The sequence below is a fragment of the Novosphingobium pentaromativorans US6-1 genome (assembly GCF_000767465.1).
Taxonomy (GTDB): Bacteria; Pseudomonadota; Alphaproteobacteria; order Sphingomonadales; family Sphingomonadaceae; genus Novosphingobium; species Novosphingobium pentaromativorans.
In genome coordinates this window covers 3259613-3273745 of record NZ_CP009291.1, presented here as the reverse complement: position 1 = coordinate 3273745, position 14133 = coordinate 3259613, and the positions used below count along the sequence as shown (strand labels likewise).

At 65.2% G+C, this 14133-nt stretch carries 17 protein-coding genes; 11 read left to right on the top strand and 6 right to left on the bottom strand.

Features of this window, described 5'->3' with window-relative positions:
- Positions 1-18 precede the first annotated feature (18 nt).
- The 3 genes from JI59_RS15290 to JI59_RS15280 are packed head-to-tail and all read left to right on the top strand — an operon-like array spanning position 19 to position 1791.
- Positions 19-714 (top strand): heme-copper oxidase subunit III family protein, encoded by a 696-nt coding sequence (locus JI59_RS15290; RefSeq protein ID WP_007011777.1) that lies wholly within the window; start codon positions 19-21, stop codon positions 712-714.
- An 18-nt stretch (positions 715-732) separates the two neighbouring features.
- Positions 733-1101: a cytochrome C oxidase subunit IV family protein gene (locus tag JI59_RS15285; RefSeq protein WP_007011778.1), complete on the top strand. Its 369-nt coding sequence runs from the start codon at positions 733-735 to the stop codon at positions 1099-1101.
- Between the two features lie 3 nt (positions 1102-1104).
- The gene (locus JI59_RS15280; protein ID WP_007011779.1) at positions 1105-1791 is read left to right on the top strand and encodes a c-type cytochrome; all 687 of its coding nucleotides are present in this window, start codon (positions 1105-1107) and stop codon (positions 1789-1791) included.
- A 6-nt stretch (positions 1792-1797) separates the two neighbouring features.
- Here the strand turns inward: JI59_RS15280 and JI59_RS15275 are convergent, their stop codons facing one another.
- On the bottom strand, positions 1798-2598 hold the full coding sequence (locus tag JI59_RS15275) for a DUF2189 domain-containing protein (protein ID WP_007011780.1): 801 nt from the start codon (positions 2596-2598) through the stop codon (positions 1798-1800).
- Positions 2599-2877: 279 nt separating this feature from the next.
- Between JI59_RS15275 and JI59_RS28015 the strand changes: the two genes are divergently transcribed.
- Positions 2878-3012: a hypothetical protein gene (locus tag JI59_RS28015; protein WP_007011781.1), complete on the top strand. Its 135-nt coding sequence runs from the start codon at positions 2878-2880 to the stop codon at positions 3010-3012.
- Here JI59_RS28015 and JI59_RS15270 read toward each other — a convergent pair.
- The 3 genes from JI59_RS15270 to JI59_RS15260 are packed head-to-tail and all read right to left on the bottom strand — an operon-like array spanning position 3003 to position 4949.
- On the bottom strand, positions 3003-3425 hold the full coding sequence (locus tag JI59_RS15270; protein ID WP_007011782.1) for an ATP-binding protein: 423 nt from the start codon (positions 3423-3425) through the stop codon (positions 3003-3005). The genes JI59_RS28015 and JI59_RS15270 overlap by 10 nt on opposite strands.
- The gene (locus JI59_RS15265; protein ID WP_007011783.1) at positions 3409-3732 is read right to left on the bottom strand and encodes an STAS domain-containing protein; all 324 of its coding nucleotides are present in this window, start codon (positions 3730-3732) and stop codon (positions 3409-3411) included. The genes JI59_RS15270 and JI59_RS15265 overlap by 17 nt, the downstream gene beginning before the upstream one ends.
- Positions 3729-4949: a PP2C family protein-serine/threonine phosphatase gene (locus tag JI59_RS15260; protein ID WP_007011784.1), complete on the bottom strand. Its 1221-nt coding sequence runs from the start codon at positions 4947-4949 to the stop codon at positions 3729-3731. Before JI59_RS15260 ends, JI59_RS15265 begins: the two co-directional genes overlap by 4 nt.
- A 395-nt stretch (positions 4950-5344) precedes the next feature.
- Here JI59_RS15260 and JI59_RS15255 point away from each other — a divergent pair, with 395 nt between their 5' ends.
- From JI59_RS15255 to JI59_RS15225, 7 genes are all read left to right on the top strand, one after another.
- Positions 5345-5662: a hypothetical protein gene (locus JI59_RS15255; protein WP_007011785.1), complete on the top strand. Its 318-nt coding sequence runs from the start codon at positions 5345-5347 to the stop codon at positions 5660-5662.
- Positions 5659-6303 (top strand): hypothetical protein, encoded by a 645-nt coding sequence (locus JI59_RS15250; protein WP_007011786.1) that lies wholly within the window; start codon positions 5659-5661, stop codon positions 6301-6303. Before JI59_RS15255 ends, JI59_RS15250 begins: the two co-directional genes overlap by 4 nt.
- 119 nt (positions 6304-6422) lie before the next feature.
- Positions 6423-7151 (top strand): response regulator, encoded by a 729-nt coding sequence (locus JI59_RS15245; RefSeq protein WP_007011787.1) that lies wholly within the window; start codon positions 6423-6425, stop codon positions 7149-7151.
- Positions 7151-8476, top strand: coding sequence for an ATP-binding protein (locus JI59_RS15240; protein ID WP_007011788.1), 1326 nt, complete (start codon positions 7151-7153; stop codon positions 8474-8476). The genes JI59_RS15245 and JI59_RS15240 overlap by 1 nt, the downstream gene beginning before the upstream one ends.
- A 131-nt stretch (positions 8477-8607) precedes the next feature.
- On the top strand, positions 8608-9297 hold the full coding sequence (locus JI59_RS15235) for a carbonic anhydrase (protein ID WP_038577710.1): 690 nt from the start codon (positions 8608-8610) through the stop codon (positions 9295-9297).
- Complete coding sequence (locus JI59_RS15230) at positions 9294-10826, top strand: SulP family inorganic anion transporter (RefSeq protein ID WP_007011790.1); 1533 nt, start codon at positions 9294-9296, stop codon at positions 10824-10826. The genes JI59_RS15235 and JI59_RS15230 overlap by 4 nt, the downstream gene beginning before the upstream one ends.
- 305 nt (positions 10827-11131) lie before the next feature.
- Positions 11132-11983 (top strand): TorF family putative porin, encoded by an 852-nt coding sequence (locus tag JI59_RS15225; protein ID WP_007011791.1) that lies wholly within the window; start codon positions 11132-11134, stop codon positions 11981-11983.
- A gap of 49 nt (positions 11984-12032) precedes the next feature.
- Here JI59_RS15225 and JI59_RS15220 read toward each other — a convergent pair whose 3' ends face one another.
- Together JI59_RS15220 and JI59_RS15215 are read right to left on the bottom strand one after the other, a co-directional pair.
- Positions 12033-12740: a GntR family transcriptional regulator gene (locus JI59_RS15220; RefSeq protein WP_007011792.1), complete on the bottom strand. Its 708-nt coding sequence runs from the start codon at positions 12738-12740 to the stop codon at positions 12033-12035.
- On the bottom strand, positions 12737-14101 hold the full coding sequence (locus tag JI59_RS15215) for a formimidoylglutamate deiminase (protein WP_007011793.1): 1365 nt from the start codon (positions 14099-14101) through the stop codon (positions 12737-12739). The genes JI59_RS15220 and JI59_RS15215 overlap by 4 nt, the downstream gene beginning before the upstream one ends.
- Positions 14102-14133 lie beyond the last annotated feature (32 nt).

Below are 14133 nucleotides of genomic sequence, written 5' to 3'. Positions count from 1 at the left end.
AGGCGGGACGATGGGAACATGGACCACGTAACGACAAGCCAGTTGGAACCGCGCGACGCCGCGCAGGGCATCCAGTCGATCGCCGCGGACTGGTCTGCGGATCAGGAAGTCTTTCGCCACACCCATTGGGGCAAGGCGATGATGTGGATCTTCCTGCTCAGCGATACCTTCATCTTCTCCTGCTTCCTTACCGCCTACATGACGATGCGCGCATCGGCGAGCCTGCCCTGGCCCAATACCGCCGAGGTCTTCGCGCTAAGCTTCGGCGGCGAGCCGATACCGCTGATCCTGATCGCGATCATGACTTTCGTGCTGATCAGTTCCAGCGGCACGATGGCGCTGGCGGTGAACTACGGATACCGCGGCGATCGCCGCAAGACTGCCGCGCTGATGTTCGCCACTGCCCTGTTCGGGGCGACCTTCGTGGGCATGCAGGCATTCGAGTGGACCAAGCTGATCGTCGAGGAAGGCGTGCGGCCCTGGGCCAACCCGATGGGCGCGCCGCAGTTCGGCGCCAGCTTCTTCATGATCACCGGCTTCCACGGCCTGCACGTCACCTGCGGCGTGATCATGCTGCTGATCGTCGCAACGCTGGTCCTGCGCGGTCACTATGACCGCAAGGGCGACTATTCCGCCGTCGAGATCGCAGGCCTCTACTGGCACTTCGTCGACCTCGTATGGGTCTTCATCTTCGCATTCTTCTACCTGTGGTGACGCGAAAGGAAGCACGGCATGGACCATGACACCGCGACCGCCCAAGAGGCCCCGAGCGCATCCGCGCATGAGGACGGGCATCAGCAGCATCCGCTGGGGCTTTACCTCAAGGTCTGGGGCTATCTCTTCGTCCTGTCCACGCTGTCCTACCTGGTCGACTACTTCCACGTTCAGGGGATCGTGCGCTGGACGCTGATCATCGTGTTCATGCTGCTCAAGGCCGGGCTGATCGTGTCGATCTTCATGCACATGGCGTGGGAGCGGCTGTCGCTGATCTACGCGATCCTGGTCCCGCCGCTGGTGCTGCTGGTGCTGGTGCGGATCATGCTGTTCGAGTCCGACTACACGTTCTGGACGCGGGCGATCTTCTTCGGCGGAGGAGGCTGAACCATGATCCGGTCGAGATGGACGGCGGCGGGACTGTGCATTGCGGCAACGGTCGGCGTCGCGTGGGGGCTGGGATTTTTCTTCGATCACCTCATGAGCAAACCCCCGGGCGGCCAGCTCGGCTACGATCCGATGGAGAACGACGCAGCGCCAATGGATATGGGCGCGGTGCAGCGGGGCTGGCCCAACGCCATGCACGACCCGAGCGAGCGGGCGCGCATGATGGCCTACATGCACGGCATGGGCAGCCGCGAGCCGATGCCGATTGCTGCGCCTGCCCCGCAGCCGGAGGCCGCACCTGTGGACCTGGGCACCCTGCTAGCAGGCGCCGAGCCGCAAGTCGGCCAGGCCAAGTCACAGGTCTGCGCCAGTTGCCACGATTTCACCCAAGGCGGCCCGAACAGGATCGGTCCGAACCTGTGGGGCGTGGTTGGCCGCGACATCGGCTCTCATGCCGGTTTCGCCTATTCCGATGCCATGAAATCGGAGCCCGGAAACTGGTCCTACGAAAACCTGTTCGACTACCTCGCCTCGCCCGCACGGGACATTCCGGGAAACAGGATGGGCTTTGCCGGTCTGCGCAAGCCCGAGGACCGGGCAGCGGTCATTCGCTATCTCGCCACGCTGGGCGGCAGTGCGCCGCCGCTTCCCCGGCCCAAGGAGCCGGCCGGGGAAACGGCGGCGCAGTAGCGGCGCTCAGCGCACCACAGCCCGTGTGTAGAGGTGCCAGGTAGCGTAACCGAGTACAGGCAGCACCACCGCCAGGCCGATCAGCGCCGGAAGCGCTCCCAGCACCAGCATTCCGACCACCATCACACCCCAGATCGCAGTCGTGCCGGGGCTTTTCATCGCCACGCGGACGGATGTGCGCATCGCGGTTCCCCAGTCGACGCGATCATCGACCATCATCGGGAAGGAGATGAAGCTCATGGCAAGAACGACGACGGCAAAGCCGAAGCCGACCAGGTTGCCGATGACGATCATCCGCCAGCCTTCCGAAGTCGACAGCACGGTATGGAAGAAAGTCCCCACGTTGCGGGCCGCATCCGGATAGGCCGCGCCGAAGGTCGTCGCATAGATATACCAGGCCGCGATCAGCCAGACCACGAAGAGCAGCGCCACAACCGCGGCAAGGCTGATGACAGACAGGGCCGCAGGGCCGTGGAAGACATCCAGGAAATGCCGCCAGCGGGCATCGAGGCCAAGTTCGCGGCGCCGGGCCAGTTCATAAAAGCCGCTCGCCACGGCAGGCCCAAGCAGGACCGCACCGGCCACGATGGGGAAGACAAGGGGCAGCACCGATTCCTGATAGGCATAGATGCCCGCAAGCATCACCGCCGCAGGATAGATCAGCCCGACGAAAACGAGATCCCCCCGTTTGTCGAGGAAATCGTCCCATCCCTGGGCAAGGGCCGTCATCAGGTCATGCAGGCCGATCTTGCGGATGTGGATCTCATCGCCGGCATGAAGTGAACCGGCAGGACGCGCTATTGCCATGGACATCTCTCCCACGCTCTCAGCCGAGGGGAAATGTTCTGCCTGCAACTCCCAGCCGGGATCATGGCCAAGGGCGTCGATCGATTACCGCATTGCCGATAAGCGAAAGCGCGGTCAGTCAAAATCTCAGCTCGGAGTTGCCCCCGCGGCTTCGATTGATGCCTGACAATACGCCCCCGCCGCGCATCATGGCAAGCATTCCGAACACTTTCGCACAGTTATATAACCGATGAACACAAGTGACGGCGCCGCGGCAGCAGCCAGATCATCACGGCCATAGTGCTGATCGGCGCCGGAGTCCTGGCCGTGCACATCGAGGACCGCAACCTCCAGCGCGAAGCCGGCAAGCCGGTGCCCGATCATGCCGCTCCGGTCCGGGATGCGGCAACCACGCTAGGCAAGGCTCAGGACTGAAGGCGCTTCACCAGCGTGAGGCGGTTGATGCCGTCCGCGCTGACATAGTCGATTTGGTCGACGCAGGCCTGGATGATGTTGCAGCCGCGGCCATGGGTCGCTTCGGGATCGACCATCCGGCATTGCGTGAAGTACCCATCCGGCACCGGCGCGCCGCCGTCGCTCAGAACCAGGCGCAAGGCGTCTGCCTCCGCGACGACTTCCAGCGTCATTTCGCCCTGCCCGCTGTTGGCGTAGCCGTGCTCGGCGACATTGTTCGCCGCTTCGACCAGGGCCATTTCAAGATCGAACGCCGCCAGATCGTCCACGCTTTCGCGGGCCCGGAATTCCTTGAGAAAAGCTGCAAGACGGCGAACCTGAGCGAGGTTCGCCGCGATGGCGATGACGGCGGGCGGGTCAGCCGAGAGTGGCATCTACCTGTTCTTCGGTATCGCAGATCACGAACAACGTATCGAGCCGCGTGATCTGAAACAGGCGGCGCACCGCCGCATTGGCTCCGACGACCGCGATCCGGCCGCCCGGCCCCATCTGCTTCATCAGCGAGACGAGCACGCCGAGCCCGGTGCTGTCGATGAATTCCACCTGCCCGAGATCGATCAGCACGCGTTCGGGACGGTTCGCGAAAGTTCCCGCCATTTCATCGCGAAACGCCGGAGCTGCCGCTGCATCGAGCCTGGGATGCTGGATCAGGATCCGCAAGATCTGCGTGTTGCCCGTCATGCCGATTGTATCTCCAGAATCTTGTTCTCGATCACGAGGAGCGAAATGTCATCCTCGAAGCCGGCGCTCGACCGCCTGGCCAGCATGCCCCTTTCCAGTTCGCCCACAAAGTTGCGTATCCGCTTGCCGGCATTGCTTGCGAGCGTCCGCACCAACCTCTCCACCCCGAACTGCTCGCCGGCACTGTTGCTGCATTCGGTCACGCCGTCAGAATAGAGCACCAGTCTTGCGCCGGGAGGGAAGGCAAAGCGCGTCGGCTTCCAGGATGCATCGGCGAACCAGCCCACCGGCATGCCGTACTCGACTTCGGGGATCAGGACCTCGTCTCCAATGGCGATCAGCGGGCGCGGGTGGCCGGCGCAGACCATCCAGCACTCCTCGCGCTCGGGCCGGACGATGCCGCATGCAATCGTGGCATAGCTTTCGTCCCCGCGGTCAAGGATCTCGCGGTTGATCGCTTCGAGCGACTGCACGAGATCGGCGGGCGACTTCGGGCGGAGCTGTTTGATGCGATGATGCAGGTGGAACGAATCGAGCGCTGCCGGCACGCCGTGGCCGCACACGTCGATCAGGAAGAACAGCGCTCCGCCCTCTCGCAAGGGCGATACGCCGATCGAGTCGCCGCCGAGCATCGCCGCAGGGCGGTAAAGGTGGCGAAAGTTCAGTGCGCCCACGAGCCCTTCGGCCGGCAGTAGCCGCGCATGCAGGGCCGTGGCCGCGTCAAGGTCGGCGCGTACCCGGTCGAGCGCTTCGCGGGTGCGGCGATGGGCCACTTCCAGCAGGCTGTTGCGGCGCTGCAGGCGGCGATGGAGCAGGCGATTGCGCTGCGCGCCTTGCAGCGCCAGTTCGAGCTGGACCTGCTCGAAGGGCTTGAATAGGAAATCATCGACGCCCGCTTCCATGGCCCGGCGGATCACGAGTTCATCGTTGCGCGCGGTGAACATCACGACGTGAAGGTAGCTGTCCTCGCTGCGACCGGCGCGGACATGGCGGACCAGATCCATCCCGTCCATCCCCGGCATCTGCCAGTCGGTGACCAGCAGGTCGACCGGCTTGCGCGCGAGCAGCGCAAGCGCTTCTTCCGCGCTTGCCGCACAAGCGACATTGCAGCCCAGCGCCTCGAGATGCACCGTGAGGACATCGCTCATCAGATCGTCGTCATCGACGACCAGCACTTCGAGATGATAGCGCACGAGGCTGGGTTGGAAGTTCTGCATCGGATCCGGCAACTGCGAAGGCCTTCCGAAATCATCTTCGGAAATGGTTACCTTTTGGCAAACACCTCTCGAAAGGTTCCGGAATCAGCCACTGTTTCCCGTATGCCGAGGACGGCATTCAGGGTGATCGCAGCCATACCCGCCGCAGCACCCGCGGCTTCGTCTCGACCCGCCTGCCGCGCCGATGTCGCAGCCAGCGCCGGGGCGCACCGCACGGTTGGAGGCAAGGACTGAGCGTGAGCCACGCCACAAGCAATCCTGCTCCAGCGCAAGCGAAGCCTTTCTCGTTCATTTCCGAAAATAGTCGCCGGAAACAATTCGTCACAGAGACGAAGGAACCAGGACACGAATAACTCCCAATCAGGAAGCATCAAGATTCCACATGGGAGCATATAATGATTTCGGTAGCGCTTTTCGCCATTTCCACTCTCGCAAACCCGGGCGCATCCTGCACTCCGGCAGCCCTCGCCTGCGTGGAACCGGCTCCGGCCGCCCAGGCCTATCCGCAGCGTCCTTTCCTCAGGGCCAAGGGCGTGATCGGCATGAGCCGCACCGATACCTCGGAAACAAAAGGCAACGAACAGGCAACGCTTTCCTGCGCCGCGCACCCCACCAAGAACCCCGCCTGCCGCCACCGCATGGTAAAGGAACAGGGCGAAGCATTGCTCTCCGACTTCGCGCTTGAGACGGCTCGCGAAGAGACCGCGCAATGATCCTCGCGCGTTCGCTCATGCCTCTGGCGCTGGCGATCGCACCATTCGCCGGGGCCGGTTCCGCTCTCGCCTACGACCGGCTTCCGACCGGCCTGGCGCAGCTCACCCCCGATGAGGTGCGCGAACAGGTCGAAATTCACGACGATCCAGCCTCCCCCCATGTCCTCGTGTCCACCCATGAGGCATGGGACCGCAGCCGCACCATCGGCGGGGCCCATGCACGTGACGTCCACCTGAAGGCTCTGGTCGACCGACAGTCCGGCGCCGTGCGCTGGCAGGTCTGGCACGAACTGGTCCACCCCGGCCCGGCCCCGCGTGTGGTCGGCGTGAAGTTCGAAGCCGGTGGGCAACCAGCCCAGGCCGACCTGCTGATCGCCGAAGCGTGGAACGAAGACTGCCCCCCGGTCGATGCCATCCACCGGGCCTGCAACCGCCACACCCGCCTCGTCTTCGAACTGCCCGAGTACGTCGTGAGCGAGATTGCCGAAGGCTACACGCCGGAAAGCCGCAAGCCGTGGCAACTCAAGTTCAAGGCCGAGGACGGCAAGTCGATCAGGGGCGGTCTCGCTCCGGCAGAAGCGGCAGGTCTGCTCGATGCCGTCGAAACCCTGCGGCGGGCGCTGCCCCGAACGCTCGGCTGATCGAGAGCCCCATGCAAATTGAGCCGGTGCGGTTTGCCTGACCGCGCCGGCCTTCCTATATCCGCAGCAACATGCAAGAGACGATGACGTTCGCACACAGAATCAGATCCCCCCACGACATGATCACCACGCCCCCCACCATCCTTCTTGTAGAAGACGATGGCGCGCTTCGCACGCTGACCGCCCGGGCCCTGCGCCAGAGCGGTTTCAACGTGCTGACCGCGGCAACGGGGGCGGAGATGTGGGTCACCTTGCGCGAAACCCAGGTCCAGCTCATCGTGCTGGACATCATGCTGCCGGGCACCAGCGGCTTCGACCTGTTCCGGAGCCTGCGCCGTGAAAGCGACATTCCGATCATCTTCATCTCCGCCAAGGGCAGCGAGGAAGACCGCGTGCTCGGGCTTGAACTCGGCGCCGACGATTATCTTCCCAAGCCGTTCAGTACCCGCGAACTGGCCGCCCGAGTCAGCGCCGTCCTGCGCCGGGGCGGCTACGAAGGCGCGATCGAAAGCCCCGCAGACGGCCGCGCGCCCGAACTGATCTACTTCGATGGATGGCAGGTTTCGCTCGCGCGGCGCGAACTGCGCGCGCCGAACGGCGTCATGGTCGATCTGACCGGCGCCGAATTCGACCTGCTCTCCACCTTCCTGGGCTATCCCCAGCGGGTGCTCGGGCGTGAGCGCCTGATGGAGCTGTCGCGCTCGCGCATCGGCGACAGCTCGGATCGCAGCATCGACGTCCTCGTCAGCCGACTGCGTCGCAAGCTCCAGACCGAAGACAAGGAGTCGCCGATCGTCACGGTGCGCGGCGTCGGCTACATGTTCAGGGCGGAAGTGACCCGTACCTGATGCTCTCGCGCGGCATGGGACTGTTCCGGCGCCTCGGCTTGCCAGAGCGCCTGCTTGCCGTTCTCCTGCTCGTCCTCGTCGTCGACATCATCGCCAACACGGTGCTGTTCGAACGGGTCAACTCGTTCGAACTGCGCCGCGACGACGCCGAGCGGATTGCCGAGAACCTGGTGCTCGCGACACGCGCCATCGAGCGCGCGCCGCCCATCGAACGCGCGCCCATCGCCGCAGCGCTCAGCACGGATCGCTTCTCACTCGACTGGTCGCCGCCGACCGATCGCAAGCGCGGGTCGCTGGGCCTTGCCAACTTGCGCGCGCAAGTCGTGGAGATCGAACCCACGCTTGCCACGGGCGACATCGAACTGCACCTTGAGGAGTTACCCGGCCAAGGCAACATCGGCGGTTCGATCCTGCTGTCGGACCGCAGCATCCTCAAGTTCCACACTCACGCCAATGCCGCCTGGAAGCTGACCGCCGGGCGGCTCCTCAGCATGGTCCTGCCTACGCTGCTCCTCATCGCCCTCGCCTGGGTGCTGCTGCGCGCCACGCTCAAGCCGCTGCGCTCTGTCATCGGCGCAACCCGGGAACTGGGCTCTGGACCGCCCCAGCCCGTGCCCGAGCGCGGACCGGACGAGATGCGCCAGCTGATCCGCGCGCTCAACGACATGCAGGAACGCATCCACCAGTCGCTGGTCGACCGGACGCAGACGATGCTGGCGATCGGGCATGACCTCAAGACGCCGCTGTCGCGCATGCGCCTGCGCCTCGACGACGGCAGCATCGGCCCCGAAGTGCGCGAAGGCATTTCCCACGACATCGACGAGATGCGCATGCTGATCGAATCGATTCAGGCCTATATCGACAATGGCGGCGAAACGATTCCCTCCGAACGCATCAACCTCTCGATCATGGCCGAGACGCTCGTTGACACTGCTGCCGACCATGGCGCCGACGCCCGGTTCGAAGGCACACCCGGCGTCGTCATCAAGGCCCGGCCGGTGGCTATCCGGCGCGCGCTTTCCAACCTCATCGAGAACGCCGTTCACTATGGCGGCAACGTCCGGGTAACCGTGCGCCGCGACGGCGACGGCGCGGAAGTCGTCGTCGAGGACGATGGCCCAGGCATCCCGGAGGACCGCATCGCCGATGCGCTCCAGCCTTTCGTGCGCCTCGATACGGCGCGCACCCGCGACACCGCGGGAATGGGACTTGGCCTGCCGATCGTCCAGAAGGCCGTGCGCGCGGAGAACGGAACGCTCGACTTGCGCAATCGGCGCGACGGCGGTCTTCGCGCGACCGTCCGCCTTCCGCTTGCGCCCGAATGACGAGGCGCTGCACCGCAGCAAAACTTCGTAACGTTCGCGAACGATGACGGACAATCACGCCACCTAGCTCTTGGAGAAGAACCTGAGGGGAAATCCCGCAGGACGATTCTACCCAAGGAAAGGTGAGCAACGTGAACGAGTTGATCGGCCGCGTCTTCAGTTTCGAGAAGACGATCTTCCCCGCAAGCAGCGACTTGTTCGGCAAGCTGGCAACCCACGGCCAGGAGCCCAAGGCGCTGATGATTTCCTGCGCGGATTCGCGCATCGTCCCCGAACAGATCATGCAGGCCCAGCCCGGCGACCTGTTCGTCTGCCGTAATGCCGGCAACATCGTCCCGCCCTTCGCGACGATGAATGGCGGCGTATCCTCCACCGTTGAATATGCCGTCGCGGCCCTCGGCGTGCGCGACATCATCGTGTGCGGCCACTCCGACTGCGGCGCGATGAAGGCACTGAGCAACCCGGTAGGACTCGAAAAGATGCCCAATGTCGCGGCATGGCTGCGTCACGGATCGGCGGCCGAGCACATCGTGAGCACCTGCCACCCCGAACTGGGCGAGCGTGAACGTGTGCGGGCCATCAGCCTTGAGAACGTGATCGCGCAGATCGCCCACTTGCGCACCCACCCCTCGGTCGCGGCGGCCATTGCCCGCGGCGAAATGTCGCTGCATGGCTGGTTCGTCGACATCCACGCCGGCCAGGTCCTCGGACTCGACGGCGATACCGGCGAATTCGTGGCCCTGCGCGAGGATCGCGAACTGCCGGTCGCGCTCAAGGCTCGCACCCGCATCGCCACCGAATTGGCCGAGGCCGCGGAATGAGCAGCGCTGCCGCCGAAACGCGCAGTGGGCCTTTCGCCTTCTTCGCGCGCGACTTCACGGCCTCGATCGTGGTCTTCCTGGTCGCCATGCCGCTGTGCATGGGCATTGCCATCGCTTCGGGCGTGCCGCCTGAAAAGGGCCTCGTCACCGGTATTATCGGCGGCATCATCGTGGGCCTGTTCGCCGGTTCGCCGCTGCAGGTCAGCGGCCCAGCCGCAGGCCTTGCCGTCATCGTCTTCGAGTTCGTCCGCGAAAACGGCCTCGAAGCGCTCGGCCCGGTCCTGCTGCTGGCCGGTGTGATCCAGCTGGTAGCCGGCGCGCTCAAGATGGGCGGCCTGTTCCGCGCCATCAGCCCGGCCGTCGTCCACGGCATGCTCGCCGGTATCGGCGCGCTGATCGTGATCGGCCAGTTCCACATCCTGTTCGACGCCAAGCCGATGTCGAGCGGGCTGGAGAACATCGCGATGATGCCCGCCCGGGTTCTGGGTCTCGATCTCTCCAGCGTGTCCGCCACCGAACTGGCGCTGGGCCTTGGCCTGCTGACCATCGTCATCATGCTGGGTTGGGAAAAGCTGCGCCCCAAGTCGATGGCTCTCGTCCCGGGCGCCCTGCTCGGCGTGGTCGCTGCCACTGCCGTGGCATGGATGCTGGGCCTGGGCGTCGCACGGATCGAGGTACCCGCTTCGATCGGTTCGGCCTTCGCGCTGCCCACCAGCGCTGACTGGTTCGCCCCGCTTGCCAATCCGAGCCTGATCATTGCCGCCGTGGCCATCGCTTTCATCGCCAGTGCCGAAACGCTGCTCTCGGCCGCTGCGGTCGACCGCATGCACGACGGCGTGCGTACCGAGTACAACAAGGAGTTGCGGGCGCAGGGCATCGGCAACTTCCTGTGCGGCATGGTCGGCGCGCTGCCGATGACCGGTGTGATCGTGCGCAGCTCTGCCAATGTGCAGGCCGGCGCCAAGACCCGCCTGTCGACGATCCTGCACGGTACCTGGATCCTCGGCTTCGTCGCGTTGCTGCCCTGGCTGCTGCGCGAAGTGCCGATGGCTGCCCTGGGCGGCGTGCTCGTCGTCACCGGTTGGCGCCTCGTCAGCCTGAAGCATGTCCAGCACCTGCTCAAGGCCCACGGCTACCTGCCGGCTGCGATCTGGGCAGTGACCTTCATCCTGGTGGTGACCACCGACCTCCTGACCGGCGTGCTTGTCGGCCTCGGCCTGTCGCTGGTCGAACTCCTGCCCCACGGCCGTGACCTCGGCCTCAAGGTCCAGGAACACGAGGACGAGGCCGGACCGCGTCTCGAACTGCACGGCGCGGCCACCTTCCTCGGCCTGACGCGGCTCAATGCGGTGCTGGAGCGCCAGCCCGCCGACCGGCCCGTCCACCTCGATCTCGATCGGGTGCGCGCCATGGACCACACGACGGCGGAAACGCTCAGCGAGTGGATCTCCCGCCGGCGCCAGCGCGGCCATCAGGACAGGGTGACCGGACCGGCCTCGATCCTGAAGCCTTTGCCGCTGGCAACCTGACACAACTGACCTTGAGCGGCCGGACACCTCCACGTCCGGCCGCCATCTGCGGGCGGGCACGCGCACGGGTGCCCGCCCGCTTCTTTCCTGCAGACCCCAGACCATCGACCGGCCAGAAACCCGCCCGCCGCATATCCATGCTGCAGGTGCGAAACACTTTGTCACAAACAGGCAAGGCTGCGGACAAGTCTCGCGCATAGGAGTGGATAGTCCGCCACGACACACCTGCGTCACGAAACGACAGGCGACGAGGCGGCCGCAGGAAGGGACACGAAGACACAAGTCAACATGAGGGTGTTCCAACTATGAAGTTTCGTCTGCTTTCCGGCGTTGCCGGTCTTGCCGCCGCCAGCCTGCTCGGCACGGCGTCCCCTGCCCTTGCGCAGGAAGTTCCCGGCCCGATCACCGTTTCGGGCGAAGTCGCTCTCGTTTCCGACTACCGTTTCCGCGGCGTTTCGCAGACCGACGAGGAAATGGCAGTACAGGGCGGTATCAACGTCGAACATGAGAGCGGCCTTTACGCTGGCACCTGGGCGTCCAATCTCTCGGGGTGGGGCACTTTCGGCGGCTCGAACATGGAGCTCGACCTCTACGCCGGTTATGCCACCGAAATCGCCAGCGGCCTCAACGTCGACGTCGGCATGACCTGGTTCATGTATCCGGGCGGCGCCTCCGACACCGACTTCGCCGAAGTCTACGTCAAGGGTTCGACCACGTTCGGCCCGGCCGACTTCCTCGTCGGTGTCGCCTACGCGCCCAAGCAGCAGGCGCTCGGCAAGGTCTACAACAACGCCGCCAGCTACAACGCCGGCATCCCCGACAATCCGGGTGCCAAGTCGGACAACGTCTACATCTGGTCCGATGCCAGCGTCGGCGTGCCCAATACGCCGCTCACGCTCAGCGCGCACCTGGGCTATTCCAACGGCAACGCGGGCCTCGGCCCCAATGGCACGAGCATCGCGCCGACCGGTGAATTCCTCGACTGGTCGCTCGGCGCCGATCTCGCGCTTGGCCCGGTGACGCTGGGCGTCGCCTATGTCGACACCGACATCTCCAGCTCGGATGCCGCCTACCTGCAGCCGAACTTCGCCTCGTCGAAGGACGGCTCGAAGATCGCCGACTCGACGATCCTGTTCTCGATCTCGGCAGGCTTCTGACCTTGATGTCCCGCCCGGATGCGATGCGCGTCCGGGCGGGCATCTCCCTCTAGCTTCGCCGCGCGCCCGTCTGGCCGAAGCGCGCGACCAGATCGTAGAGATCTCCGCGAAAGTGCTGGCGCACGAAAGTGATGCTGTCCTTGCCGCGCCATGTCCTGCGCTCGACCAGCAAGGTTGCCGTACCGGGCACAACCTCCATCCAGCTTGCCACTTCAGCATCCGCACCTTCCGCCGCAATGCGCGTCTCGGCTTCGTCCCAGGGCACGTGCCGCAGCAGCCATGACCCCGGCGCCTGCTCGGCAAAATCGACGAATTCGATATCCGGCACTGCCGTCAGGTCGACCTGGCGATGCTCGACTGCAAAAGCCGCATCGTTGGCGTAGTGAACCCCTGCCAGAGACAGCACCCGCCCTCGCTCCGGCCCGAAAGGACTGTCGGACCCTTCGGTGATCTCGCGCTTGCGCAAGCGATACTGGTGCACTTGTCCCCGCGCCGCGATCTCCTCGGCCAGATCGGGAATGTCCAGCACCATCGAATGCACCCGAGGCCGGGACACGAACGAGCCGGCACGCTTGCGCCGCTCGATCAGTCCGGCGGCAGCGAGCGCGGACAGCGCCTTGTTCACCGTCATGCGCGAACAGCCGTAGTGTGCCATCAGGTCCGCCTCGGTCGGCAGCCGCTCTCCTGGAGACAGCTCGCCCGAAACGATGCGTGCCTCCACTTCGGCGCGAATGCGTTCGCCCAGCGGCAGTGTCATTGCGCCAGCCGCTTGAGGGTTAGCGCGAAGTGATCGACGATCGCACCGCGCCGGACATGGCGGCCATCCCGTACGATCCGGCAACCACGCCGCCACACGCTTTCGATAGCGCCCTGTCCGGCGGAAAATACGAAGGCATCGAGCAGCGCATCGTCGCTGCGCCCGATCAGCGACGGCGCATCGGCGCGCAGGCTCACCAGATCGGCCGGCGATCCCGGGGCAAGCGGCGCTGGAGCGGCCAGTGCCTGCGAACCGCCCGCCACCCCACCATGATACAGGAACCGACCGGTCGATCCTCCGCCCGGTTCTGTCAGGCAGTTGCGGCCATGGTGCGAGAGGCGCTGGCCATATTCGAGCAGGCGGAGTTCTTCGGTCATGTCGATCCGGATGTTGGAATCGGAGCCTATGCCAAAGCCCAGCCCACCTGCCAACGCTGCGGCAGCGGGAAAGATGCCGTCGCCCAAGTTCGCCTCGGTCATGGGGCAAAGCCCCGCAATCGCGCCGCTGAGGATCATGCCCCTCCACTCCGCCTCGTTCACGTGGGTTGCGTGGACGAGGCACCAGTCGGGTCCGACCTCGGCATTGTCGAGCAGCCACTGCACCGGCCGCGCACCGCTCCAGGCAAGGCAATCGTCCACTTCGCGCTGCTGTTCGGCGATATGGATGTGTACCGGGCCATCATGCCCCAGCGCGGTCACCTCGGCCAATGCGGCGGGCGTGACCGCACGCAGCGAATGCGGGGCGATACCGAGGCGCGCATCGTGCAATCCCGCGAGCGCGTGCCGCGAGGCATCAAGCAGCCGCGCGTAACTCTCTGGATCGGTAACGAAGCGCCGTTGCCGAGGTGAGGCAGGCAACCCGCCGAAGCCTGCCTGCGCATAGAAAACCGGCAACAACGTAAGCGCTATCCCGGTCTCGGCGGCGGCTTCTGCAAGCGCTACCGCCATGCGCGCCGGTTCTTCGTAAGAATGGCCGGCAGGATCGTGATGCAGGTAATGGAACTCGCCAACGCGGGTGAAGCCCGCCTCCAGCATCTCCATGTAGGCGAGCGCGGCGATGGCCAGCATCGCCTCGGGATCGAGCCGGTCGACAAAGCAGTACATCGCCTCGCGCCAGGTCCAGAAGCTGTCCTTGCCCCCGCCGCGATACTCCGCAGCGCCTGCCATGCCGCGCTGGAAGGCGTGGCTGTGCAGGTTGGGCATGCCGGGTAGTCCGGTGGCGTGGCGCTTGTCGCCGGGCCGCGGCGCGGCATCGGGCGTGATCGACACGATCAACCCGTCCTCGAGCACCAGACGCACGTCGCGCTGCCAGCCGCCGGGCAGGAGCAGGCGTTCGAAATGCAGCACCGTTTCCGTGTTCATGGCGCGACTCCATCGGCTCGATTTAATGTCTA

What these genes read in the sequence shown, in the direction of transcription:
- JI59_RS15290 (WP_007011777.1), top strand. Translation starts at nt 19, where the DNA reads ATGGACCACGTAACGACAAGCCAGTTGGAACCGCGCGACGCCGCGCAG.
- JI59_RS15285 (WP_007011778.1), top strand. Translation starts at nt 733, where the DNA reads ATGGACCATGACACCGCGACCGCCCAAGAGGCCCCGAGCGCATCCGCG.
- JI59_RS15280 (WP_007011779.1), top strand. Translation starts at nt 1,105, where the DNA reads ATGATCCGGTCGAGATGGACGGCGGCGGGACTGTGCATTGCGGCAACG.
- JI59_RS15275 (WP_007011780.1), bottom strand. Translation starts at nt 2,598, where the DNA reads ATGGCAATAGCGCGTCCTGCCGGTTCACTTCATGCCGGCGATGAGATC.
- JI59_RS15270 (WP_007011782.1), bottom strand. Translation starts at nt 3,425, where the DNA reads ATGCCACTCTCGGCTGACCCGCCCGCCGTCATCGCCATCGCGGCGAAC.
- JI59_RS15265 (WP_007011783.1), bottom strand. Translation starts at nt 3,732, where the DNA reads ATGACGGGCAACACGCAGATCTTGCGGATCCTGATCCAGCATCCCAGG.
- JI59_RS15260 (WP_007011784.1), bottom strand. Translation starts at nt 4,949, where the DNA reads ATGCAGAACTTCCAACCCAGCCTCGTGCGCTATCATCTCGAAGTGCTG.
- JI59_RS15255 (WP_007011785.1), top strand. Translation starts at nt 5,345, where the DNA reads ATGATTTCGGTAGCGCTTTTCGCCATTTCCACTCTCGCAAACCCGGGC.
- JI59_RS15250 (WP_007011786.1), top strand. Translation starts at nt 5,659, where the DNA reads ATGATCCTCGCGCGTTCGCTCATGCCTCTGGCGCTGGCGATCGCACCA.
- JI59_RS15245 (WP_007011787.1), top strand. Translation starts at nt 6,423, where the DNA reads ATGATCACCACGCCCCCCACCATCCTTCTTGTAGAAGACGATGGCGCG.
- JI59_RS15240 (WP_007011788.1), top strand. Translation starts at nt 7,151, where the DNA reads ATGCTCTCGCGCGGCATGGGACTGTTCCGGCGCCTCGGCTTGCCAGAG.
- JI59_RS15230 (WP_007011790.1), top strand. Translation starts at nt 9,294, where the DNA reads ATGAGCAGCGCTGCCGCCGAAACGCGCAGTGGGCCTTTCGCCTTCTTC.
- JI59_RS15225 (WP_007011791.1), top strand. Translation starts at nt 11,132, where the DNA reads ATGAAGTTTCGTCTGCTTTCCGGCGTTGCCGGTCTTGCCGCCGCCAGC.
- JI59_RS15220 (WP_007011792.1), bottom strand. Translation starts at nt 12,740, where the DNA reads ATGACACTGCCGCTGGGCGAACGCATTCGCGCCGAAGTGGAGGCACGC.
- JI59_RS15215 (WP_007011793.1), bottom strand. Translation starts at nt 14,101, where the DNA reads ATGAACACGGAAACGGTGCTGCATTTCGAACGCCTGCTCCTGCCCGGC.